Here is a 22,508-nt window from a genome sequence, read left to right on the forward strand (position 1 = left end):
AAAACCTCCACCAATTCTAATTGACGGAGGTTTTTATCCTATACGATGAAAACTTAATTTTTCACAGCTTTAATAGCTGCTTCGTAATCAGGTTCTTTTGAAATGTCTGCTACCTGCTCTTCATATACAATTTTTCCTGAAGGATCAATTACTACGACGGCCCGGCTTAAGAGACCTTTCATCATAGAATCGGTGATCTCTACACCGTAAGTTTTTCCGAAATCAGAGCGGAAATCAGAAAGCATAACCACATTTTTTATTCCTTCGGCTCCGCAAAATCTTTTTTGTGCAAACGGCAGATCTTTAGAGATGCAAAGCACTACAGTATTGGGAAGATTAGCTGCATCCTCATTGAAATGTCGGACTGAAGCTGAGCAAACACCGGTATCTACACTCGGAAAGATGTTAAGAATAAGAAATTTTCCTTTGTAGGAATCCAGGGTCTGATCTTTCATTGAAACATCGGTAAGGGTGAACTTTGGCGCTGCTTTGTTTACGGCCGGTAGTTTGGAATACGTTTGTACCGGTTTCCCTCCCATCATAATGGTATTGGCATTGTGGGAGTTTTGAGCAAAAAGGAATACGGAAACTGATAATAGCGTGGTGAAAATTAATTTTGAAAACATTGGATTTTATTTTAAGACAAAATTATTCTTTTTTTGGATTGAATATTAATTTTAATTCAAACAGTCTTTAAATAGACCGAATCTATTAGCTGACTATTTTTATAATCATTTGTAAGGTCTACCTTTATTCTAACAAAGTGGACACTTAATTATTAAAAAGATAAAAAATATGAATTCAGCACAGAACACATCATTCCATGAGATTTTTAAAAGCGAAAATGAAATACCGGAAGAATTCAAAGTTCCGGAAATTCATCAGAGAACCTATTTGCTTAATGGTGAACTTATAGAGTGGAAAGGTGATGTCACGGAGATTTATTCCCCAGTTTGTATTCCTACAGAAAATGGGCTTGAGAGAAAGTTACTGGGAAGTATCCCTAATATCAGTCCTGCAGATGCTATGGAGGTTCTTGAGGCTTGTGTAAAAGCGTATGATAATGGTCTTGGGGAATGGCCGACCATGTCTGTAGAAGGACGCATCAAATGTATGGAAAAATTTGTGTATCTCATGATTCAGCAACGTGATCTTGTGATTAAGCTTTTGATGTGGGAGATCGGGAAAACCCTGGCCGATTCTACAAAAGAATTTGATCGTACAGTAGATTATATCAACCAAACCATAGACGCACTGAAAGACCTGGACCGGGAATCTTCCCGTTTTCAGCAGGCAGAAGGAACGATTGCACAGATTCGCAGAGCTCCTCTTGGTGTTGTTCTGAGTATGGGACCTTTTAATTATCCTTTAAATGAAATATTCACAACCCTTATTCCGGCTCTGATCATGGGGAATACCATTCTGTTTAAACTTCCCAAACATGGTGTTTTAGCCCACTATCCTTTATTGAATGCCTTTAAAGAGGCGTTTCCAAAAGGAACTGTGAACACACTTTATGGGAAAGGATCTGAAATCATCACTCCTATTATGGAAAGTGGAAAAGTGAATGTTCTGGCGTTTATAGGATCCAGTAAAGTGGCTAATGGATTGAAAAAGTTACATCCGAAAGTAAATCGTTTACGTGCTATTTTAAGTCTTGATGCAAAAAATGCAGCGATTATTACTAAAAATGCCAATCTGGATGTAGCGGTAAACGAGTGTATTTTGGGAGCGCTGTCCTTTAATGGTCAGCGATGCACAGCGTTAAAGCTTCTTTTTGTACAGAAAGAGGTTGCCGCCGAATTCACAGAAAAGCTGAATAAGGCTGTCTCTGCTTTGAAGCCCGGATTGCCTTGGGAAAAAGATGTGAAAGTAACACCGCTTCCTGAAGTCAATAAACCGCCTTATTTGAAAGAATGTATTGATGATGCCATTGCTCATGGTGCTAAAGTATTGAATGAAAACGGTGGCTATACTGAAGCTTCTTTTGTATTTCCTGCCGTAGTATATCCGGTAACAAGTGAGATGAAGTTATACCATGAGGAGCAGTTTGGTCCCGTGATACCTGTTGTCCCTTTTGATGATATTGAGGAGCCTATTGAATACCAGGTGAATGCTTCCCATGGAATGCAGGTAAGTATTTTCAGTGAAGACCCACATGAAGTTTCAAAACTTATTGATTCATTCGTTAATCTGGTTAGCCGGGTTAATATTAATTGCCAGGCACAAAGAGGCCCGGATGTTTTTCCGTTTACGGGAAGAAAAGATAGTGCAGAGGGAACGCTTTCTGTATTTGATGCGCTACGGTCTTTCTCTATAAGATCTTTGGTAGCTGCAAAACTTACAGAATCCAATAAAGAGCTCCTGAATACAATTGTCCGGGAACATGATTCTAATTTCTTAAGCACAGATTACATATTCTAACTAGTAGGTTGGTCTAAAGTAAAAAACCGTACTCAATTTAAATGAAGTACGGTTTTTTATTTAGTTCAGCTTAAAACTTAAAATATGAATCCTTTAAACCCTATGCTGAAAATTGCATTCTTTTTTAAACTAGCACCCCGCCGCCATCTGCAACTATTGTATTACCCGTCCCGAAACTTTGCTCCATCAGGTAAATATAAGCAAGAGCAATATCTTCAGGAGTGGCTACTTTTCTTACCAATAATGCCTCCGCATATTGTTGATACATTTTCTCCCGTTCATTTTCCGGGATAGCTCCCCATAGATCTGTTTTTACTATGCCAGGAGATGCGATATTAACTCTTGTTGGAGCAAGTTCAACTGCCATTGCTCTGGCAAAACCTTCCATGGCTGAAGTAATGCTGGCTGCAATACCCCAACCTTTTCCCGGCCGGTTGCCTGCAATTCCACTCGTTAAAGTAATGGATCCGCATTGATTTATTTTCGGAGCACCATATTTTACAGCAGCAAGAGCACCCCAATACCGGATTGTAAAGAGTTTTTGCGCTTCTGAAAGGGAAGTTTCATCAATATGGTTCAGTTGAAGGTTTTCACCGGCGGTGTATACCAGATGATCAAAAGAGGATTGAACAGCAAAGAAATTTTTAATATTTTCTTCTTTGCTTAGGTCTGCAACCTGACCTTTTGCATTCCCGGGAAGTTGCTTCAGAGCGGAATCTATACGTTGTTGATTCGAAGCAACAATAGTAATAACAGCTCCTTTTTCAGCGGCAGCTTTAGCGGTTGCAAAACCTATTCCTGCACTGCCTCCCATGACAATGACATGTTTTCCTTCTAAGGGATTTGTTGTTGATATCATTTCTATTTATTTTATGATACAAATTTCCCATAACTGTATTTTATTCGATTTACCAAATGGTAAAAAGAAAATGTGATATCAAACTTTTTATTGATCTATTAGATTTCACTATTTTTTACAAAAGATTGTAACATTTTCTATGAAATGTCACTAACTCCATAGAGCCAGGAACCATGAGCATACTAGAAAAAGAATTTTTAGAAAGAATCGAAAGGCATAAAGGAATCATTTTTAAGATTTCTAAAATGTACATGGATGATAAAGACGACCGCGATGATCTCTTTCAGGAAATTACCTATCAGGTTTGGAGAGCATATCCAGGATTTAAAGGGCAAAGTGAATTTTCAACCTGGTTGTACAGAATAGCCCTAAATACGGCCATTATCTTTCTAAAATCCGAAAAGAAAAGAAGCTTTATAGGAAATGATGATTTTGCCCATTACAAAATCGAACAGGAGGAATATGACCACGAAAAAGAGGAAAAGCTGGCGGCTATGTATCAGGCTATCCATCAATTGAATCCTATTGATAAGGCTTTTATATTTTATTATCTGGAAGATTTTCCCGGACGTGAAATCGCTGAACAAATGGGAATTTCAGAAGGTAATGTAAGGGTGAAAATGAACCGCGCCAAAAATAAGTTAAAAGATATCTTAAACACAAATAAGTACTAATTTTAAATCAATAACAATGAATATAGATGAATTGAAAAATACCTGGAATGATGATGTTTTTGAGGAAACACCGGAAATCAGTATTGAAAATAAAAACAAGATTAGCCTTCCTTTGGAAAGGATGCGTAAAAATATGAGAAAGGAATTCTTCTCCACAATTGGGATTTTTATTTTTGGATTTGCCATTGTCTGGTTATGTGGTGCTCCTTTTAAATTTAAGTTTTATCTCACGATACTTTTGGCTTCTATGGCCATAGTTACATTTTTCTTTTTCAGTAAATTTTTTAAGCTTTACAAGGACATGAGTAATCCGCAAATGAAAACTTACGATGGATTAAAGGACCTGCTTCATCAATTTGAACTCAATAAACAATATTACCTTTCATTTTATCTCAGTTTTATCCCCTTTCTGGTATGTGAAATTATTATTGTGCTTGAATTTATTCCAAGACCACAACCGTTAAGTGATCTTAAGATTGCCGGAATCCTTATAGGTTCTGTATTGTTTGGATTGTTTTCTTTGTATTTACTTGGGAAATATTGGTTTCAAAAGTTTTATGGTAAGTATATTGTAACAATAGAAAATCTTGTGATAGAATTTCAGGGATAAATTTTCGGCGGGCAGAATGCCCGCCGAAAGTTTATCTGCTTAAAATACTTTTTGCTGAGTCAGAAGCTATTACCAATCCGGCCCCCAACATGATCATATCTTTGATCACCAGTCTGCCGGCTCCTGAGAGGAAAGGAAAACCATGATCAGGCCCTCCGAGATCCGGAACCCATGTTTCGGGAGTTGTAATCAGAAATGAAAGCGTTACTATTGACATTCCCGCGGTTAAAATCCCGGATAATAAACCAATCTTTGGATAGAATATACCCAATACAACAAGAATTCCAATGCCAACAATGAAACTTCCCAATGCATAGGAAAACACGTAGGTACCATTTGCTTCATGCCATTTTACATTGGCTGGAATCCACTCTCCTTCTTTGTTTTTATGGAATTTGTAGTTATCTGCATCTGAAGATTTCGTATTAAGGAAGAAACTCATAAAAGGAGAATTGGCTACGAAAGGAATAATACCTTCCGCTTCATAATGAAATGCTTTTAGTCCTCCGATCCAGGCCATAACGATAAAAACACTAATCCTTAGAATATGGATGAAGTTTTTCTGTGAGTGTGCTAAGAATTCAATCATATTATTTTTTTTGACAAAATTAGATTGAATGTCTAACCTATAAAATGGAGAATTGTGGACGTTATTTGTACAAATCTGCAACGATGGAAATTCCTGCTTCTTTCCTGAAATGAGTAGGGGAAACGCCGGTATGTTTTTTAAAATATTTACTGAAATAAAATTCATCACTGAAGTTAAGTTCTGCTGCAATTTCTTTCATGGATTTCCGGGTCAGGTGAATTTGTTTTTTAGACTCCAGGATAACTCTTTCCTGAATAATCTGAGAAGGTGTTTTATTAAATCGGGATTTGATCTTTTTGCTTAACGTGTTGGGAGTGATATGTAAAAGATCGGCGTAAAACGATAGATTTTTTTCCGTAAGGAAATGAATTTCTACCAAATCCTGGAAAGATTTTAACTCTTTGAAATCATCCTTTATCAGATCCTTGTCTGGGAATATTTTATTTTTTTCTTTACTGCAAATTGCCAGGATTAACTGCAGATAAGATTGTAAAACGGCCTGTGAAAAATCCTCCTCAGGATCTACTTTCCGGATCTTAGAAAAATAGCCTGAAATTTCTTCAAAGACCTCTGCATTCAGTTTGAAATAAGGAAAGAGGTAAATATTGTTAAAAAGCAATCCGTTACAGGCTACTTCTTTCTTATGAAATTCTATGCAATAAAAATCACTGTGGAAGCTGAGATCATCAATCTTAAGAACGGTCTCAGTGACGATCCGGATATTCTGGAAAGGGGAAGAAAAAAGAACAATGTTTCCTTCAAAATCATATTCCACGAAATCTACAATGATTTTTCCCACTCCTTCCAACAGGAAGATATGATAAAAAGAATCGCTGGTGATATTTTTATAATATTCCGAATCTCTTTTTTGAACGGAAAAAAATGCATTTTTCATCTGAAGATCTATTTAATCTTTCTGGCTTTCTCTTTTTCAATCTCCTTTTTTACCCATGCAAGCTGTACATCATTTTTGTTGATAATATCCTGTAAAGTTTCTGTGATCGTTACATCCGGGATCACCCCTCTCTGAGAGTTGGTGAGTGTTATATTCGGATTTACCAGCAGTAAGCCGATAGGCAGTGTAAGTTTAGAGTTAGGAAGGACCTGATAAGAATAAAATCCGGCTACGGTTCCGTCATTTGCCCCGCCTGTTTCCTCTCCAACGAGGGTTGCTACCTTATCAAACTTGAGTTTTGAGCTGATAATGGAAGATGCAGAATAACTTCCGCCATTAACCAGTACAAAAATTTTTCCATGAAAAGCATTTTTATTGGGTTTTGTTACATTGTCTGCTTTTATCTTATAATAGAATTTGCCGTCGTTGCCTTTATAAGTATGAAGGGTTTTAAGGAAAAAGTATGTTGGATAGGTAATTCCTTTTAATGCATATTCCAAAGGGCTGCTCTTTTTGAAATAATTTGTTTTTAATGGGGTATAGCCTGAATTGAGTCTCGAAGGTTTTATTAAAGTGAATGGTTCTGAAACAAGATAGGAATAAAGATTATTAATTTCCTGTAAAGAACCTCCGTAATTATTCCGAATGTCTAATATCAGATAGTCTGATTTAGCTTCTTTAATTCTTTCGAATGTATTTTTATAAAACCTGTCAGATTTATTGTTTGAGAATTTTTTTATATTGATGTATGCAATTGAATTGTTCTCATCCAGAAATTTGAAATTTCTGTTCATAGGACAGTGAAAATTTCCGTTAGCCTGGGTTTGGGATTTAGCCTTTTCTGCTTCGCTTTGCTTATCCCGTTCGATAATGAAAGTTTGTTTTTTATTGTTATACAAGGTTTCAATTTTCACCTGTTCCAAAAAGCCGTTTTCCATGCTGAAAAAAACAAAAAACATATCTTTCAGGTAATAGGGTGTAAATGTAGTATTTCTGCCATCGCTGCTGATCAGCTTTCTGTATTTGCTGATATAGAAAGATATCGGAACATTATTGATACTCAGTATTTCGGTGCCTGGTTTTATATTCTGAATGGAATCTTTATTCGAGACGATATAAAGATGGTCATCCTTAATGTAATATTTGAAGTACGTAAATAATTTTCTTCCTCCATATTCACGCTTTAATTTTTCAAAAGGAATCATCAGTGAGAGATGCCCTTCTCTGATGCTTGTAATAACGGGTTGTAATTTGAAATAAAACTGTGTTGGAGTAAGAGGTTCGTTGATGGTTTGCTTAATGCTGTCGATTTTAAAATCCAGATCTTTTCTTGTAATATATCTGTAGAGCTGAGGATGCATTTCTTTTAATTTAGTATATGCATAATCCACATCTTTTTTGAGCAGCTCAGGCTCAATAAGTGTCCCTTCCTGCCTCTCGCTATTGGTGAGAGAAGAACAGGACCACAGAAAAATAAGTCCAAATAAAATAAATGTAATTTTCAAAATTTTTGTGTTTAAAACCTACAAATTTAGGCGTTTAAAATCATCCTGATATTAAAATACTAATAATTTTTTAAGTGTGAACTATAATATTGCGTTAAATAAATGATTTATTTATTAGGTCGGCCTACCAATTCACACTAAAAGTTAATACATTTGAACTTTATTTATCAAATGATGTATTTATTTATTGCGATTGCCATCCTGCTTATATTAGCATATTACATAATAACAAGTCGGGAAGTTTTTGGTGCCGAACCTGCTGGAAAAAGACTGGAAAGAATGAAGCATTCAAAGCTTTATAAAGATAAACAGTTTCAAAACCTTAGTTATACACCATCAATTGCTGAAGGCTATAGCATGCCAAAGGTTCTGTATGATTTTTTTGTGGCTAAAAAAGATCCGCTTTTAAAACCACTGAAAAATATACCATCAGTTCATACTATTTTAAAAGAGATCCCAAAAGACCAGGATGTATTTGTCTGGTTAGGGCATTCATCTTATTTCATTCAGACAGATGGAGTATCATTTCTGATAGATCCTGTTTTGAGTACGTATGGCTCTCCATTTAAATTTTTTAACAAAGCTTTTCCAGGGTCTGATATTTTCAAACCCGAGGATATCCCGGATCTTGATTATCTTGTTATTACCCATGATCACTTTGATCATTTGGATTATCCTACTGTCAAAAAGATAAAAGACATGGTAGGAAGCGTTATTTTACCATTGGGAGTCGGAGCACATTTTGAAAAATGGGGTTATCCAGAAAATATGCTTATTGAAGAAGAATGGGGAGGAATGGCATATTTAAAGAATAATATTAAAATTACTTTTACTCCGGCAAGACATTTTTCAGGAAGAAAAATAAAGAGGAACGGAACATTGTGGACTTCTTATGTTCTGGAAACTCCTACTAAAAAGATATTTTTAGGAGGGGATAGCGGTTACGATACCCACTTTAAAATGATCGGTGATCAATATGGTCCTTTCGATTATGCAATCATGGAAAACGGCCAGTACAATGAAGCATGGAAATACATTCATGCACTTCCTGAAGATGTTATACAGGCGAGTATAGATGTTAATGCAAGGAATATTATTCCTGTTCACTCTTCGAAATTTGCTTTAGCCTTACATCCATGGAATGAACCATTGCAAAAAATAACAAGTTTCGGTAAGGAAAAAAATCTACGTATTCTTACTCCTATGATCGGTGAAATAGTTAGCCTGGATGAGCTGGATCATCAGTTCAAAGCCTGGTGGGAGGATTGATATCAGGCGTGCCAGATGTCGTTATATCGTTTCGGGTGATTTTCAAACTGTTGTCTTACAAAATCACATTCAGGGTCTATCAGCAGGTCCTTTTCTTCTGCGTACCGTACCAGTTCATCTAAAAGCATCTTGGCATATCCGTGTCCTTCGAGTTCTTCATTAAGCTTTGTATAATATACAATTAATTGTCTGCCATCAATTGCTATGGACATATAGCCAGCCTTCTTGTCGTCAATTAATATCTGCAATTCATCCTGATATGGAGATATTTCAAATTTTATATTTTCCATAAGTATTGAAATTAGATTGAGTAATAAATGATCTTGAGAGCCTGAAAATCAGATCTCTTCTTTAAAATTACAAATTATAATCATACAATTCACCAATTTATAAGAAGTTAATCGTTATTTATATTCTTTTCAATTAAGCCAGGCAATAGTTGGTATTTGAACATAATGGTCAGTAATCCTACTTATTCTTTCTATAACGGATTTCATAACCTGCAATCCACCGACAAATTTATCCGTTACATTTTCAGCTGCTTATGATCCTTTAACAAATATTAATAAATGATTTCTTTTGCTTTGGCATTTTAATTGAAATGACATGAACACCGTATTAATCACATTTCACTATATATTCAAATTTTTCTTGATGGCTGTTCGTAAGATCAGTCATTTTTTGTGTAGTAAGAATAAGAAGGAAGTTATTTTGTTTTTGTTTGAATTTTATAACTTTGTCTTATGGAATCATCAGAGTCATTACAGGAATTTTATAACCGTACGCAGGTAAGGGTTTATCCTTCCTGCCTTTCTAATTCCGGACTGGGACATTTTAATGTCTTTTCACGGGATAATTGTGCATTGGTTACTCCTTACAGCAGGAGGGATTTTTATAAAGTATCCCTGATTATCGGGAAAGGAAAACTTCACTATGCGAATAAATGGATCCGTGTGGATAGGCCTGCGCTGCTGTTCTCCAATCCGGTAATACCTTATTCCTGGGAGGCGGATGATGATAACCAGACAGGGTGGTTTTGTCTGTTTACAGATGAGTTTCTTCAAAATGGAAGCCGGTTGGGAAACCTCCAGGATTCACCGCTTTTTAAAATAGGGGGAACACCTGTTTTCTTTGTTAATGAAGAACAGCAAAAAACAGTTTCTGACTTATTTGTAAAAATGATGAAAGAAATTGATTCTGATTATATTCATAAATATGATATGCTTCGAAGCTATTTACATCTTTTAATCCATGAAACCATGAAGATGAACCCTGCCGAAAACTTTGAGTATCATCAGAATGCTTCACAAAGAGTGGCATCCTTGTTCATGGAATTATTAGAGAGGCAGTTTCCTATCGATAGTCCCGAATCCTATTTAAAACTAAGAACCCCTAATGATTATGCGGAGAGTCTTTCCGTACATGTGAACTCCCTTAATCGCTCCGTAAAGGAGATTACAGGTAAAACAACCACACAACAGATCACTTCCAGGATTATTCAGGAGGCCAATGCTTTGCTGAAGCATACGGATTGGAATATTTCTGAAATTGCTTACGGGTTAGGATTTGAGGAACCTGCTTATTTTACTAATTATTTTAAAAAACAAACAGGAAGAACTCCCAATGCACTGCGAAGTAACTTAGTTTGAATTTTATAATTCTTAGTTTGAATTCTATATGCAATCATCATTGATGTTGTTGTAATTTTGTTTCAGTAATTTAAAACCACAAAAAAATCATGAAATTTAGAAAATTAGGAAACACAGGAGAGCAGCTATCTGCAATAGGTTTGGGATGTATGGGAATGAGCTTTGCTTACGGACCTGCAGATGAAAAGGAAAGCATTGATACATTACACAAAGCATTGGATCTTGGAGTTAATTTCTGGGATACTGCAGACATGTATGCTAACGGAGAAAATGAAAAACTAATTTCCAAAGTGCTTGTTCCGAACAGGGATAAAATATTCATTGCCACAAAATTCGGATTCAGGTTTAAGGACGGTAAAGCTAGTCATAGTGGTGCTCCCGGGACTTATTTTGATGGTTCGCCGGAATGGATCAGACAGGCTGTGGATTTAAGTCTACAACGATTAAAAATCGATACGATAGATCTTTATTATGCACACAGGGTAGATCCGAATGTGCCCGTTGAAGAAACAGTGGGAGCGATGGCTGAACTTGTAAAGGCTGGAAAAGTAAAATATATAGGTTTGTCTGAGGCTTCAGCAGAATCTATCAAAAAGGCAAATAAAATTCATCCCATTACTGCGTTACAATCGGAATACTCCATTTTAACAAAAGATGTAGAAAAAGAAATTTTGCCAACCATAAGAGAGCTGGGGATTTCCTTAGTTCCTTATTCTCCACTGGCAAGAGGGCTCTTTGCTAACATTAATGAGGTACAGAATTTTGGAGAAGATGATTTCAGAAGGTCTTTACCACGTTACCAGGAAGAAAGTCTTGAGAACAACAGAAAGCTGGTTCAGGAATTTAATGAACTGGCAAACTCCAAAGGAATCAAAGGAACCCAGCTGGCTTTGGCCTGGGTACTTAATCAAGGGGATGATATTATTCCTATCCCAGGAACCAAGCGTATTAAATATCTCGAAGAAAATATCGGAGCGATTGATGTAGAGCTTTCACAATCTGAACTTGATACTATTGATACGATTCTGAAGAAATATCCAAATGTGGGAGAGAGATATAATGAAGGTTCGATGAAACTGGTTAATAATTAAATAAAATTTTAAGTTTGGATTTCTGATTATTCGGAAATCCAGATTTTTTTGAAAGAAAAATAAAAAGAGGAATGAGAACTCTTAAAGAAAAGAATCAATTGATAGCTACTGTGCTGGCTTTTGCAGTAATTCCGATGTCTGGTCTGGCAACGGATATTTATTTACCTTCTATGCCCAGCATGGCAACAGAACTTCATTTACCTGAAAGCAGTATCCAGCTTACACTTTCTATATTTTTGATCAGCTATGGAATAACGCAGTTCTTTGCCGGGAGTGTTGTAGATTCATTTGGACGTTATCCGGTGTCCATTTTTTCACTGGCCTTTTTTGTGATCACCTTTTTAATTACGGCAACGACTAAAAATATTATGGTAATCTATGCGATGCGTGTCCTCCACGGTATGTTATCCGGTTTTGCCGTCGTTTCCAAGCGGGCCTTTTTTGTAGACGTGTACGAAGGAGAACAGCGAAAACATTATTTGAGTATCATGACGATCGTATGGTCTGTAGGGCCTATCATCGCTCCGTTTATCGGAGGTTATCTCCAAAAGAGTTTCGGATGGCAATCCAATTTCTACGTTCTGGCGGGATACAGTTTACTGCTTCTTATTTTAGAACTGGTATTTTCGGGGGAGACTTTAAAGGTACGGAATCCTTTTCGCATCAGTTTCCTGATCCAAGAGTATAATTCCATGTTTAAAACCAAAGATTTTTTCTATGGGATGCTGATGTGTGGGCTTAGTTATGCGATGGTAATATTCTTTAATCTATGCGGGGCCTTTATTATCGAGCATAAAATGGGATATTCTGAGGTTACTGCGGGATATGTTTCTCTGATTTTGGGATTGGCCTGGATGACGGGTGGGTTTTTGGGAAAAGCGTTAATCAACAAGGCCTTTCTGCCTAAGATCCGATATGCTAATTTTATTCAGTTGATTTTAATTATTTTAATGTTCATTTTTTCTTACTATGTAAGTAATCTGTACAGCCTTGTTGCTTTTGCTTTTGCAATTCATGTGACAGCCGGATTTATTTTCAATAACTATTTTTCTTATTGTATCGGACGATTTCCAAGTTCGGCAGGTATTGCCGGCGGATTAACCGGAGGGGTGGCATTTATCATTACTTCAGCCATAAGCTATGGTATTGCAAGTCTTATAAAACCTCAGTTCCAGCTGCAGGTAGCAGAAGGTTACTTTGTGCTGGGGATTTTGGGGCTTTTTATTTTAAGTATGATCAAAATCAGAAAAGCACACATTTAATCATGAATAGAAGAGAACTTTTAAAAAATGGAATTTTAGCAGGAGCTTTTAGTATAATTCCTTTTTCCAGCTCGTTGGCGCGGGAGAAAAATTCCTTCAGTATAAGCGCAGAAGATGATCTTTCCGGAGTGAAAAAAATAAAATTGGACGATCTGGACTTATTTATTCTTACAGATGGATTAATCCATGAGGAAAATCTTAATTCCTTTGCTCCACGTGGAAATATATCTGAATTGAAAGCAATACTCAAAGATAATTTCCGTCCGGAAAATTCGATCGACATGGCAATGAATGTACTGTTGGTTAAAACAAAAGACAGATTGATTCTAATGGATACCGGGATGGGAATTTTTGCCGATAGCAGGACAGGATTTTTATTGAAAAGCCTTAAAAAGGCTGGTTTTTTACCTTCTGATATTACAGATGTATTTCTTTCTCACGCTCATCCTGATCATATAGGTGGAGTAGTGGATAAGCAGAATCAATTGGTTTTTCCAAATGCCCGGTTATTTATTTCAAAAGTTGAATATGATTTCTGGATGAAAGCAACAATCAAGGATTTTGCTAACAGCGCACTAAAGGATCAACCCGAATTTCTTAATCAGATTATTCCTGGCATTCAGAATATTCTTAAAGTGATACAACCTCAATTAAAATTTTATGATCTTGAAAAGATGCTGTATAATCAATTCAGTTTTCAGTTAGCTCCAGGACATACACCAGGTCTTACTTTGGTGACGATTACCTCGGGTAATGAACAACTTCTATATATTGCAGATTTAATGCACTCGGATGTCATTTTATTTCCGCATCCTGACTGGGGATACTTTGGTGATACGGACCTCGATATAGCCATTGCTTCAAGGAAAAAAATACTTGAACAACTGGCGGAAACGAGATCCAGAGCTTTTGCGTACCATTTACCATGGCCCGGTTTAGGGTTTACTAAAAAGAAAGGGAACACATTTGAATGGGTTCCTGAGGTTTTTATGAGCTAAAAAGAATAAGAAAATCCTACTGAGAACAGTAGGATTTTCTTATTAAGGAGAACTTTGAATTAAAATCCGGGTTCATCAAAGATCAATTCCGGACTGTACATTTTTCTGAACATAAGATATGTAACGGAAAGGACTGAAAATGCTATGATCGCATCGATCGTAGAAGGAAATCCTAGAACGGCAATTTTGGAAAAGAATGCGAAAATAATATCGAAAAACATTCCGGCGAATACCCATTCTTTTAATCTCAGTAATTTGTTTGGAATTAAAAGTACGGTAACTCCTGCCAGTTTAAAAACACCAAGGATATAAATAAAGTGAGGAGGGTATCCTAGCTGCTGGGTAATATCCCATACTACAGGATTTTTAGTCAATTCAAAGAAGCCACTTGCTCCAAACCATAATGACATAAAGATAGCGCCTGACCAATAGATGATTTTTGTTGTTTTTGTTTTCATTTTTTTATTGTTTTAAATTGTTATGTATTGTTTAATGTGTATGTTATTGAAATGTAGCTTTTGATGCACCTGAGATCTGGCCGGTTTTTGTATTTTGAACAAATCCTATAATTTCCCAGTCTGTGATATTGAAGTTTTCAGGTATTGAAAAAGTAGAAACACCTTCAGAATTATTTTGTAATGAAATCTGAATTTGCTTGTGAACAATTTGCCAGTGATTCAGGTGTCGTCCTTCATTTTCACCTTTTGCAACGTTTGTTGATGCTTTTTTCTGTACCAATGTAAGTAAGAGTTTACTATGAGACTCATTTCCTGATACCTTATAGTGAATATTTATCTGCTTAGAATCGGATTCAGCTTTAAGGTCTATAGAACTGCTTGCTGTGTGGCTTACAGCATTGATAATGGAGTTTTCCACGGCTTCCCTGTCTGATCCTACAAATTGTTGTTTTCCGTTGACAACGAGCTGTGGGGTGTATACCTGGGAATCCAGTATTCTGCTGTATTGCTGTTGGCGCTCTGAATTTTCAATGCTGCTGAATCTGTCTTTCCATCCTAGACGGTTCCAGTAATCCACATGATACGCCAGAATATAGACAGGCTGATCTTTGTTGTTCTCTTTAATTTCTCCCATCAGGGCATCTGCCGGAGGGCAGCTTGAACATCCTTCAGAAGTAAAGAGTTCAAGGACCGCAAAGCCATTGCTTTTACCTGATGCAATTTTTTTAAAGCTTTCATGCGGTTTATCTTTCTGCATAAAGGCAGAAACAGTAAATAGTAAAGCTACAAATGCTCCTACTATGAAAAGTTTTTTAGATATCATTTCTTTTAATTTTTATTCAAAAGTAGATACCTGTGGGATGCTAAAAAATGAAAAAAGGGCTCAACTAGACAAATCGAAAGGTGAACCCTGAAAAATATAGATTTAAGAAATTTGCTGTTAACGATCTTCCAGCCAGAAAAAGAAACTATGCGTTTTTTCTTTATTGATAAGAAGCTTTTCCGGTGTGTCGATAACTAACTTTACATAGATTTTACGTTGGAAATAATGCTCCATTTCTTTAATAGCGCTGAAATTCACAATATACTGCCTGTTCACCCTGAAAAATTGTTTTGGAGAAACCTGCTCAGCGACCTGTCCCAGCGATTGTGAAAGTGAAAATTGTTGTTTATCAAAAGTAACCAGATGGGTCATTTCGTTGTGAATGTAGAAATAGGCTATGTTTTCGGTAAGAATAGTGGTGTATTTTTGATTTTTAAAGACCAGGAAACTACTTTTGGTAGCAGTTTGTGGCTGAGCTATTTTTTGTAAAAGTGCTTCCAGTTCCGGGATTTCCGTTTTCTGGAAAAACTTTTTGAGCTCGTCCACTTTTCGTAATGCCTCTGCAATATCTTCACGTGAAAAAGGTTTTAAAACGTAATCTACCCCTTTACTTTTGAAAGCGTCCAGCATATACTGGTCAAAGGCAGTACAAAAGACCACGGGGCAGGTAATATCTGCCTGCTTAAAAATTTCAAATGATAACCCATCAGAAAGATGGATGTCCATAAAGATCAGGTCGGGCTTTGTATTGTTCTGTAAAGCTGCCACACTGGACTCTATGCTGTCATAAACTCCGGATATAACAGATTCCGGTTTTAGTTCTTTAATTAAATTCTGTAAGGATTTTGCGGCTCTGAACTCGTCTTCAATGATGATGATATTCATGGATAAATGGTAGTTTTATTTGGAAAATTTGATTGTTATCTAAAATGTCGATTTCCTGGTCCAGAAGATGTTTGTAACGCATATTGACGTTATTCAGGCCAACTCCTAATGAATCTTCCGGAACCAATTTCCGCTGGATAGGATTTTCAATAATGATCTTTTGATCAGCATCATAGATGCTGATATGAAGAGGTTTACTCTGGGAAACAATATTGTGTTTAATACAGTTTTCCACCAGCAATTGCAGGGTAAACGGAGGAATAAGGGTTTTGAGCGTTTCTTTACCGAGAGTATCGGTAAAGGTAAATCCGTTACCAAATCTGGCTTTTTGCAGGAAAAGGTAAGAATTAAGTATTTTCATTTCTTCTTCAACGGTGATGAGGTCAAGTTTTCTGCTTTCCAGGGTGAAACGGTAAAAGTCAGAAAGCTTGATAATGAAATCAATGGTTTCCTCATCATGCGTTTCCACCATGGATTTAAGCGTATTTAAACTGTTGAAAAGAAAATGGGGATTTACCTGTTGTTTTAATAATTCATATTGAGCACCTAAATTATCGCTTTTTACTTTTTCTAGTTCCAGATGAACCTGCTGGCCGGCGTAATTATGCTGTACAAGATTTAAAAACATATAGAAAACAAGGTTGATAAGGATTCCTCTTACTTCCACCATCAGCATAACAGGTCCGAAATTAATATGGGATAAAATAAGCTGCTGGATCCAGGCCAGGCCAAACATTACAACCATTCCCAGGGCAAGGACAACCAAAAGCCGGGAGTATGAAATTCCCTGACGTTTCTTTGTATTACGATTGAGTAAAAAAATGTTGAGGTACCACATAACAACTGCAAATGCTGAAGTAATGGCTGCATTAACCACAGCTTCCATGAGATTAAAATCATGGGAAGCAAGCTGAGGAACTGAGGAAAGCACTCCCAAAACAATAGAGCTTATCCAGATAACAGCCTGTGATATTTTTATTTTTTCTTGTTGCATTAAGAAGAATTGGATTTAAAAATGTGAAATTAATATTTTTTAATGATAACTATTAAATAAATACAATCTGAGACTGCTGGTGAATCTCAGATTGCATTATTTTATGGCATAACGACCGGTTGATAGCCCATCATATACTGTATTCTTTGTTCTTTAGTCTGAAAGATGCCGGGTTCCTTTTCGTTATCCAGCTCTTTCCGGTAAGAGACTGATCCTTTTATACCGGTTTCAACAGTTTCTACACTCACCAGCTCACCAGTGATAGTACCTCCGGTATATTGCGGGTTTTCATGATATTTCCAGGTGACGAGTTTCATTTTTGTTCCGGGCAGCGGCTTATCATTTTTATTGGATAAAGATTGAAGGGCCTGACTGTTTCCGTATAGGGCGGACATCGTCTCTTTTTTCGTATTTAAGGATGAGGCAATGAACTGTAGCCCACCTGCATCAAACACAAGACGGACATGCTCCCGGTCCTTGGAATTTTCAGTTTTGCATGAAATTAAAAAAAGAAAACTTCCTATCATGGCTATAATTATTTTATTCATTTTGTCTGTAGTTTTTCGATTAGATTTTTGGTGTTTACTTTCATCGGTACGTCGAATAAATATCCTGTAGGCTCTGCCAGCTGACGATGACAGGCAATACATGATTCTCTGGCAAATGATGCTGTCTTTCCGGTAGGGTGAAGATCTTTACCCGAGAATTTGGCGAAACCCCAGCCTTCGGTATCGGTGTATTTTTTTGAATCTTTTACCATAAACTGGGCATTAACAAATTCGCCAGGTCTGATTTCTCCATCAGGAGCTTCTGTCTGTTTCCATACTGCTTTTACTACGATGCTGCCGTCCGGCCATGGATGGAAATTGTCTGTTTCAACTGCTTTTACGGCAATGCTGTTTCCATAGATAACGCGGATGGAATTATCAAATAATGTACTCATACTGATTACTTTCCAGTTTTTAAACTCCGGTGTATATTTTACTCCATTTGGTGAAACCGGAAAACCGGAATGGCTGACAGAAGCTGTTTTTATATCTTGTTGAAGGGGTTTTACCTCTTTTGTGTTTGCCGGTGAAGGACTTTTTCCTGAAAGAGATAGTGTGTATTTTCTGATAACTTCAATATCCTTTGCAGAAACTTTTGCAGATGCATGCAGTAAGGTATATTCGTGAAGAGGCATTTTTCCGGCTTGCATCATATTCAATATGGAATACATTCTGCCTTTGTGTTCTCCTGGTGAAACCTTTGACCATTCAGAAAAATTCATGACTTCCCTTGCTCTTTCAACATCCTTTTTTACACCCCATGATATGGGAGCAAGCTTATCATACCAGCTTAGTTTCTGTTCATTAGAATGGCAGTTGAAGCACGATCTTTCCAGAACGGCAATTACCTCGTGCGGTGCTTCAATGGTGCCGGTTACAGGTTTACCTTCAATAGGAGAATTGAAAAGCTGTAATCCTGCAAAGACTCCCACAATAGCTATAAATAATATAGCAATGGGTTTTGTTGTTCTCTTTTTCTTTACTGAATCCATAATCGTTTTATTTTTATGATCCAAAAATAGATTGCTGGCAAAGGAAATGAAACCTAAAAAAAGGTGAACCGGACAATTTAAGGGGTGAAGTAGAATTTATGCCCCGGAATATAAAACAAAATACCGGAAGTTCTTCCGGTATGTGATATGGAGAGTGTTTAACTATAAAATCATTCCTCCGTCAATAATAATTTCAGTACCTGTCATAAAACTTGCCACATGCGAATCGGATAAATAAACAACAAGTTTTGCAACATCTTCAGCAGTTCCCATTTTCTTTAATGGGATAGCATCGATGAGCCACTCATTTATGCCTTTTAGTGTTTCGTCATCGAGACCGGCTTTGGTCATAATTTCAGTTTTTGTAGGACCCGGACTTACCATATTGACCCTGATCTTTCTTGGTGCTAATTCAGCGGCAGCTGTTTTCGCAATAGAATTGAGGGCTGCCTTACTTGCCTGATAAACGGAACTGTTAGGTTTATAGGTTGTTGCAACATTTGATGATAAGAATACCACAGAAGCACCATCATGTAAAATAGGAGTGAACTTACTCAATGTGAAATAAGCTCCTCTGAAGTTGATATTCATTACATTATCAAAATTATCGGCATCCATATTCTCAATAGAGGTCAATGTGCCCGTAATTCCTGCATTGATAAATAAAATGTCAACTTTCCCGTTTTTTTCTTCAATCTCTTTTTTCAACAGATCAATATCTTCCAGTTTGCCCTGATCTGCAACGAATGGAATTGCCCCCAGTTCTTCAGCTGCTTTTTCAATGGCGTCTTTCCTTCTGCCGGTAATAATTACTTTTGCTCCTTCAGCTATTAATTCCTTTGCTGTGGCATATCCGATCCCACTATTTCCACCGGTCACTACTGCCAGTTTGTTGTTAAATTTATTCATTTCTTAAAATTTTTGACAAAGTTATAGTGAAAATGATATACTTTTGTAATCAGTATCACAGAGTATATCAAAATAAAGATTATAAAATGGAAAGAGATCAGACCGAAGAACTCAGAGCGTTGCAGGATACCCTGTACTTTATAGGTGGTAAATGGCGTATTCCTGTTATCAATTCAATTTGCAATGGTAACAGGCGTTTCCGTGAGATTGAACGCAGTATTCCAGGTATTACAACAAGAATGCTTTCAAAGGAGTTAAAAGATATGGAGATGAATAAACTGGTGACCAGAAATGTATATCCCGATACTCCGGTTTTAATAGAATATGTACCCACGGAGTACTGTCGCACTTTCGGGAAGATCATTATGGAAATGATCAACTGGGGGAGGGAGCACCGGAAGGTAATCGTAGACAGGGATGTTTAGCGTATGAGATTAAAAGATTAAAAGATTAAAAGATTGAAAAATTTAAACATTAAAAGATTTAAAAGATTGGGAGCGATTGAGGGATTGTCTTTGTTATTCAGAACAAAGCGTAAGTGAAGAATCTCAGCAGTTTTATTTAAAGATTAAAGAATTCAAAATGAAAGAATTGGTAAACATAGTGCATTTTGTTTATAATTCCTAGCAGTAGAAATGGGCTTTAGCGTTTTCAATACAAGACATTCTTCCTATGGTTTTCGTCAAAACTAAACCAAAATTTTTATATCATACAAAGATAAGATATCGCACTTATTTCAATAAAAAAAAGCTCCTTAGAAAAGGAGCTTTCATTTATAGTCAATGAAGATTAAATTCCATCAATAATTTCATTTAAAACAGTACTTGGTCTCATAGCTGCATAGGTCTTGTAGGTATCAGTTTTGTAATATCCGTCAATATTTTGAGGTTTACCCTGAGCTGCAATTAATTCCTGGTTGATCACTGCTTCATTCTCTTGCATGCTTGCAGCAACAGACTTGAACTTCTGAGCAATTTCAGCATCGTTGGTCTGATTAGCTAAGGCTTCTGCCCAATACATAGCAAGGTAGAAGTGAGAACCTCTGTTATCGATCTGTCCTACCTTTCTTGCAGGAGATTTATCGGTTGCCAGGAATTTAGCATTAGCTTCATCCAGTGCATCAGCCAACACCTGAGATTTTGTATTCCCCTGAGTTTGTGCCAAATGTTCCAAAGAAGCCTGAAGTGCTAAGAATTCTCCTAAAGAATCCCATCTTAAATAACCTTCTTCAAGAAACTGTTCAACATGCTTAGGAGCAGAACCTCCGGCACCTGTTTCAAATAGACCACCTCCATTCATTAATGGAACGATAGAAAGCATTTTTGCTGAAGTTCCTAATTCCAGGATTGGGAAAAGGTCTGTCAGATAATCTCTCAATACATTTCCTGAAACCGAAATGGTGTCTTTACCTTCTCTTGCTCTTTTAAGAGTTTCAGTCATGGCATCTTTTACGTCAAGGATTCTGATATCTAATCCTGCAGTATCATGATCTTTTAGATATTTTTCTACTTTTTTGATGATTTCTCTGTCGTGAGCTCTTCCTTTATCCAACCAGAAAATAGCTGGTGTATCGGATAGTCTTGATCTGTTTACTGCCAGTTTTACCCAGTCCTGGATCGGAGCATCCTTAGTCTGACACATTCTGAAGATATCATTTTCTTCTACTTTCTGAGAAAGAAGAACGTTTCCTGCTTCATCCTGAACTTCAATTGTTCCGTTAGCAGTAGCCTGGAATGTTTTGTCATGAGAACCGTATTCCTCTGCTTTCTGAGCCATTAAACCTACATTCGGAACAGAGCCCATAGTTGTAGGGTCCAGCTTACCATGAGCTTTCATATCATCGATTACTGCCTGATAGAAACCTGCATAAGAACGGTCCGGAATGATCGCTACTGTATCTTCTTCCTTACCTTCTTTATTCCACATTTTACCTCCACCTCTTACTAATGCAGCCATAGATGCATCAACGATGATATCCGAAGGAACATGGAAGTTCGTAATTCCTTTATCTGAATTTACCATTGCTACTCTTGGTCCGTTTGCCAAAGCCGTTTCAATAGCTGCTTTAATTTCAGCTTCCTGAGCATTTCCTTTGATTTTCTCAAATAGATCAGCAAGACCGTTGTTAGGATTGATATCTAAAGATTTGAAAGTGTCTGCATATTTTGTAAATACATCTTTGAAGAAAGTTTCTACAATAGCCCCAAAAATAATCGGATCAGAGATTTTCATCATAGTTGCTTTCAGGTGAGCAGAAAGAAGAACATTTCTGTTTTTAGCCTCCTCAATCGCTTCCTGTACAAAAGATTTCAAAGCGTTCAGGTTCATCACTGAAGAATCAATAACTTCTCCTGCTTCAAGGCTTGCAAAATCTTTCAGGACTTTTTCAGAACCATCATTTCCTTTGAAAACGATTTTGTATTTTGTAGCATTTTCAAGAGTTGTTGAAGTTTCAGTACCATAGAAATCTCCGTTATTCATATGGGCAACATCAGTTTTACTGTCAGAAGCCCAGTCTCCCATTCGGTGAGGGTTTGCTTTTGCGTAGTTTTTAACAGCTTTTGGTGCACGTCTGTCAGAATTCCCTTCTCTTAACACAGGGTTTACGGCACTTCCTAAAACTTTTGCATATTTTGCTTTAATCGCCTTTTCCTCATCATTTTTAGGCTCAGAAGGATAGTTTGGAACCGCAAAGCCTTTGGATTGTAGTTCTGCAATAGCTCCATCAAGCTGAGGTACAGAAGCGGAAATATTCGGTAACTTGATAATATTAGCATCCGGTGTTGTTGCAATCTGGCCCAATTCAGCCAAAGCATCACCAATTCTTTGATCTTCTTTTAAGAACTCCGGAAAGTTGGCAAGGATCCTTCCTGCCAAAGAAATATCCGGAACGGCGATTTCAATATTTGCTGATTTTGTAAATGCCTTTACGATAGGTAAAAACGAGTGTGTAGCCAGCATTGGAGCTTCATCCGTTAATGTGTAGTAGATTTTTGATTTTTCTGACATTATACTGTTATTTATTATTTGATTTTTTAACTCCCACAAATTTAGTTAAAATTTAATTTTTTTGG

At 36.8% G+C, this 22,508-nt stretch carries 23 protein-coding genes; 9 read left to right on the top strand and 14 right to left on the bottom strand.

Annotation, left to right across the window (positions count from 1 at the left end; genetic code table 11):
- Positions 1-53: 53 nt before the first annotated feature.
- The gene (tpx, locus tag AAEU33_RS12515) at positions 54-626 is read right to left on the bottom strand and encodes a thiol peroxidase (RefSeq protein ID WP_172278897.1); all 573 of its coding nucleotides are present in this window, start codon (positions 624-626) and stop codon (positions 54-56) included.
- Positions 627-795: 169 nt separating this feature from the next.
- Here tpx and AAEU33_RS12520 point away from each other — a divergent pair, with 169 nt between their 5' ends.
- On the top strand, positions 796-2,424 hold the full coding sequence (locus AAEU33_RS12520) for an NADP-dependent glyceraldehyde-3-phosphate dehydrogenase (RefSeq protein ID WP_172278896.1): 1,629 nt from the start codon (positions 796-798) through the stop codon (positions 2,422-2,424).
- A 124-nt stretch (positions 2,425-2,548) separates the two neighbouring features.
- On the opposite strand, the gene AAEU33_RS12525 is transcribed toward AAEU33_RS12520, so the two are convergent.
- The gene (locus AAEU33_RS12525; RefSeq protein WP_345987851.1) at positions 2,549-3,283 is read right to left on the bottom strand and encodes an SDR family oxidoreductase; all 735 of its coding nucleotides are present in this window, start codon (positions 3,281-3,283) and stop codon (positions 2,549-2,551) included.
- Between the two features lie 173 nt (positions 3,284-3,456).
- On the opposite strand from AAEU33_RS12525, the gene AAEU33_RS12530 reads away from it, so the two are divergent.
- Together AAEU33_RS12530 and AAEU33_RS12535 are read left to right on the top strand one after the other, a co-directional pair.
- Complete coding sequence (locus AAEU33_RS12530) at positions 3,457-3,957, top strand: RNA polymerase sigma factor (protein ID WP_345987853.1); 501 nt, start codon at positions 3,457-3,459, stop codon at positions 3,955-3,957.
- A 16-nt stretch (positions 3,958-3,973) separates the two neighbouring features.
- Positions 3,974-4,567, top strand: coding sequence for a hypothetical protein (locus AAEU33_RS12535; RefSeq protein WP_345987854.1), 594 nt, complete (start codon positions 3,974-3,976; stop codon positions 4,565-4,567).
- A gap of 31 nt (positions 4,568-4,598) precedes the next feature.
- On the opposite strand, the gene AAEU33_RS12540 is transcribed toward AAEU33_RS12535, so the two are convergent.
- The 3 genes from AAEU33_RS12540 to AAEU33_RS12550 all read right to left on the bottom strand — a co-directional run bounded on the left by AAEU33_RS12540 (position 4,599) and on the right by AAEU33_RS12550 (position 7,556).
- Complete coding sequence (locus AAEU33_RS12540; RefSeq protein WP_345987856.1) at positions 4,599-5,156, bottom strand: DUF417 family protein; 558 nt, start codon at positions 5,154-5,156, stop codon at positions 4,599-4,601.
- 61 nt (positions 5,157-5,217) lie between these two features.
- Positions 5,218-6,051, bottom strand: a complete 834-nt coding sequence (locus AAEU33_RS12545; RefSeq protein ID WP_345987857.1) for a helix-turn-helix domain-containing protein — start codon at positions 6,049-6,051, stop codon at positions 5,218-5,220.
- A gap of 8 nt (positions 6,052-6,059) precedes the next feature.
- Positions 6,060-7,556: a S41 family peptidase gene (locus tag AAEU33_RS12550; RefSeq protein ID WP_345987859.1), complete on the bottom strand. Its 1,497-nt coding sequence runs from the start codon at positions 7,554-7,556 to the stop codon at positions 6,060-6,062.
- Positions 7,557-7,727: 171 nt separating this feature from the next.
- Here AAEU33_RS12550 and AAEU33_RS12555 point away from each other — a divergent pair, with 171 nt between their 5' ends.
- Entirely contained in the window at positions 7,728-8,825 is a 1,098-nt protein-coding gene (locus tag AAEU33_RS12555; RefSeq protein ID WP_345987860.1) for an MBL fold metallo-hydrolase, read from the top strand.
- A gap of 2 nt (positions 8,826-8,827) precedes the next feature.
- Here the strand turns inward: AAEU33_RS12555 and AAEU33_RS12560 are convergent, their stop codons facing one another.
- Positions 8,828-9,115 (bottom strand): GNAT family N-acetyltransferase, encoded by a 288-nt coding sequence (locus AAEU33_RS12560; RefSeq protein WP_172278880.1) that lies wholly within the window; start codon positions 9,113-9,115, stop codon positions 8,828-8,830.
- 453 nt (positions 9,116-9,568) lie between these two features.
- Between AAEU33_RS12560 and AAEU33_RS12565 the strand changes: the two genes are divergently transcribed.
- From AAEU33_RS12565 to AAEU33_RS12580, 4 genes are all read left to right on the top strand, one after another.
- On the top strand, positions 9,569-10,474 hold the full coding sequence (locus AAEU33_RS12565) for a helix-turn-helix transcriptional regulator (protein ID WP_345987862.1): 906 nt from the start codon (positions 9,569-9,571) through the stop codon (positions 10,472-10,474).
- An 89-nt stretch (positions 10,475-10,563) separates the two neighbouring features.
- Complete coding sequence (locus AAEU33_RS12570) at positions 10,564-11,565, top strand: aldo/keto reductase (protein ID WP_345987863.1); 1,002 nt, start codon at positions 10,564-10,566, stop codon at positions 11,563-11,565.
- Positions 11,566-11,636: 71 nt separating this feature from the next.
- Entirely contained in the window at positions 11,637-12,827 is a 1,191-nt protein-coding gene (locus tag AAEU33_RS12575) for an MFS transporter (protein WP_273648331.1), read from the top strand.
- A gap of 2 nt (positions 12,828-12,829) precedes the next feature.
- Positions 12,830-13,825, top strand: coding sequence for an MBL fold metallo-hydrolase (locus AAEU33_RS12580; protein WP_345987865.1), 996 nt, complete (start codon positions 12,830-12,832; stop codon positions 13,823-13,825).
- Positions 13,826-13,884: 59 nt separating this feature from the next.
- On the opposite strand, the gene AAEU33_RS12585 is transcribed toward AAEU33_RS12580, so the two are convergent.
- The 7 genes from AAEU33_RS12585 to AAEU33_RS12615 form a co-directional block, all read right to left on the bottom strand.
- On the bottom strand, positions 13,885-14,283 hold the full coding sequence (locus tag AAEU33_RS12585) for a DoxX family protein (protein WP_172278870.1): 399 nt from the start codon (positions 14,281-14,283) through the stop codon (positions 13,885-13,887).
- 43 nt (positions 14,284-14,326) lie between these two features.
- Positions 14,327-15,106: a DUF1223 domain-containing protein gene (locus tag AAEU33_RS12590; protein WP_345987866.1), complete on the bottom strand. Its 780-nt coding sequence runs from the start codon at positions 15,104-15,106 to the stop codon at positions 14,327-14,329.
- 117 nt (positions 15,107-15,223) lie between these two features.
- Positions 15,224-15,991 (bottom strand): LytTR family DNA-binding domain-containing protein, encoded by a 768-nt coding sequence (locus AAEU33_RS12595; protein WP_345987868.1) that lies wholly within the window; start codon positions 15,989-15,991, stop codon positions 15,224-15,226.
- Positions 15,972-16,985 (bottom strand): histidine kinase, encoded by a 1,014-nt coding sequence (locus AAEU33_RS12600; RefSeq protein ID WP_345987869.1) that lies wholly within the window; start codon positions 16,983-16,985, stop codon positions 15,972-15,974. The genes AAEU33_RS12595 and AAEU33_RS12600 overlap by 20 nt, the downstream gene beginning before the upstream one ends.
- Positions 16,986-17,086: 101 nt before the next feature.
- Positions 17,087-17,533, bottom strand: coding sequence for a hypothetical protein (locus tag AAEU33_RS12605; RefSeq protein ID WP_345987871.1), 447 nt, complete (start codon positions 17,531-17,533; stop codon positions 17,087-17,089).
- Complete coding sequence (locus AAEU33_RS12610) at positions 17,530-18,525, bottom strand: heme-binding domain-containing protein (RefSeq protein WP_345987873.1); 996 nt, start codon at positions 18,523-18,525, stop codon at positions 17,530-17,532. Before AAEU33_RS12610 ends, AAEU33_RS12605 begins: the two co-directional genes overlap by 4 nt.
- A gap of 162 nt (positions 18,526-18,687) precedes the next feature.
- Complete coding sequence (locus tag AAEU33_RS12615) at positions 18,688-19,434, bottom strand: SDR family oxidoreductase (RefSeq protein ID WP_345987874.1); 747 nt, start codon at positions 19,432-19,434, stop codon at positions 18,688-18,690.
- Positions 19,435-19,520: 86 nt separating this feature from the next.
- Here AAEU33_RS12615 and AAEU33_RS12620 point away from each other — a divergent pair, with 86 nt between their 5' ends.
- Positions 19,521-19,859 (top strand): helix-turn-helix domain-containing protein, encoded by a 339-nt coding sequence (locus AAEU33_RS12620; protein ID WP_345987876.1) that lies wholly within the window; start codon positions 19,521-19,523, stop codon positions 19,857-19,859.
- Between the two features lie 364 nt (positions 19,860-20,223).
- Here AAEU33_RS12620 and AAEU33_RS12625 read toward each other — a convergent pair whose 3' ends face one another.
- A complete protein-coding gene (locus tag AAEU33_RS12625) occupies positions 20,224-22,443 on the bottom strand; it encodes an NADP-dependent isocitrate dehydrogenase (RefSeq protein WP_273648323.1) in 2,220 nt (739 codons plus the stop codon).
- Positions 22,444-22,508: the final 65 nt, after the last annotated feature.

It is taken from the genome of Chryseobacterium sp. Chry.R1 (genome assembly GCF_039645525.1).
GTDB classification, from domain to species: Bacteria; Bacteroidota; Bacteroidia; order Flavobacteriales; family Weeksellaceae; genus Chryseobacterium; species Chryseobacterium proteolyticum.

Coding starts and splice junctions, on each gene's coding strand:
- AAEU33_RS12555 (WP_345987860.1), top strand. CDS start 7,728: ATGATGTATTTATTTATTGCGATTGCCATCCTGCTTATATTAGCATAT.
- AAEU33_RS12520 (WP_172278896.1), top strand. CDS start 796: ATGAATTCAGCACAGAACACATCATTCCATGAGATTTTTAAAAGCGAA.
- AAEU33_RS12595 (WP_345987868.1), bottom strand. CDS start 15,991: ATGAATATCATCATCATTGAAGACGAGTTCAGAGCCGCAAAATCCTTA.
- AAEU33_RS12605 (WP_345987871.1), bottom strand. CDS start 17,533: ATGAATAAAATAATTATAGCCATGATAGGAAGTTTTCTTTTTTTAATT.
- AAEU33_RS12610 (WP_345987873.1), bottom strand. CDS start 18,525: ATGGATTCAGTAAAGAAAAAGAGAACAACAAAACCCATTGCTATATTA.
- AAEU33_RS12590 (WP_345987866.1), bottom strand. CDS start 15,106: ATGATATCTAAAAAACTTTTCATAGTAGGAGCATTTGTAGCTTTACTA.
- AAEU33_RS12615 (WP_345987874.1), bottom strand. CDS start 19,434: ATGAATAAATTTAACAACAAACTGGCAGTAGTGACCGGTGGAAATAGT.
- AAEU33_RS12540 (WP_345987856.1), bottom strand. CDS start 5,156: ATGATTGAATTCTTAGCACACTCACAGAAAAACTTCATCCATATTCTA.
- AAEU33_RS12545 (WP_345987857.1), bottom strand. CDS start 6,051: ATGAAAAATGCATTTTTTTCCGTTCAAAAAAGAGATTCGGAATATTAT.
- AAEU33_RS12565 (WP_345987862.1), top strand. CDS start 9,569: ATGGAATCATCAGAGTCATTACAGGAATTTTATAACCGTACGCAGGTA.
- AAEU33_RS12570 (WP_345987863.1), top strand. CDS start 10,564: ATGAAATTTAGAAAATTAGGAAACACAGGAGAGCAGCTATCTGCAATA.
- AAEU33_RS12625 (WP_273648323.1), bottom strand. CDS start 22,443: ATGTCAGAAAAATCAAAAATCTACTACACATTAACGGATGAAGCTCCA.
- AAEU33_RS12600 (WP_345987869.1), bottom strand. CDS start 16,985: ATGCAACAAGAAAAAATAAAAATATCACAGGCTGTTATCTGGATAAGC.
- AAEU33_RS12620 (WP_345987876.1), top strand. CDS start 19,521: ATGGAAAGAGATCAGACCGAAGAACTCAGAGCGTTGCAGGATACCCTG.
- AAEU33_RS12535 (WP_345987854.1), top strand. CDS start 3,974: ATGAATATAGATGAATTGAAAAATACCTGGAATGATGATGTTTTTGAG.
- AAEU33_RS12530 (WP_345987853.1), top strand. CDS start 3,457: ATGAGCATACTAGAAAAAGAATTTTTAGAAAGAATCGAAAGGCATAAA.
- AAEU33_RS12525 (WP_345987851.1), bottom strand. CDS start 3,283: ATGATATCAACAACAAATCCCTTAGAAGGAAAACATGTCATTGTCATG.
- AAEU33_RS12560 (WP_172278880.1), bottom strand. CDS start 9,115: ATGGAAAATATAAAATTTGAAATATCTCCATATCAGGATGAATTGCAG.
- AAEU33_RS12585 (WP_172278870.1), bottom strand. CDS start 14,283: ATGAAAACAAAAACAACAAAAATCATCTATTGGTCAGGCGCTATCTTT.
- tpx (WP_172278897.1), bottom strand. CDS start 626: ATGTTTTCAAAATTAATTTTCACCACGCTATTATCAGTTTCCGTATTC.
- AAEU33_RS12580 (WP_345987865.1), top strand. CDS start 12,830: ATGAATAGAAGAGAACTTTTAAAAAATGGAATTTTAGCAGGAGCTTTT.
- AAEU33_RS12575 (WP_273648331.1), top strand. CDS start 11,637: ATGAGAACTCTTAAAGAAAAGAATCAATTGATAGCTACTGTGCTGGCT.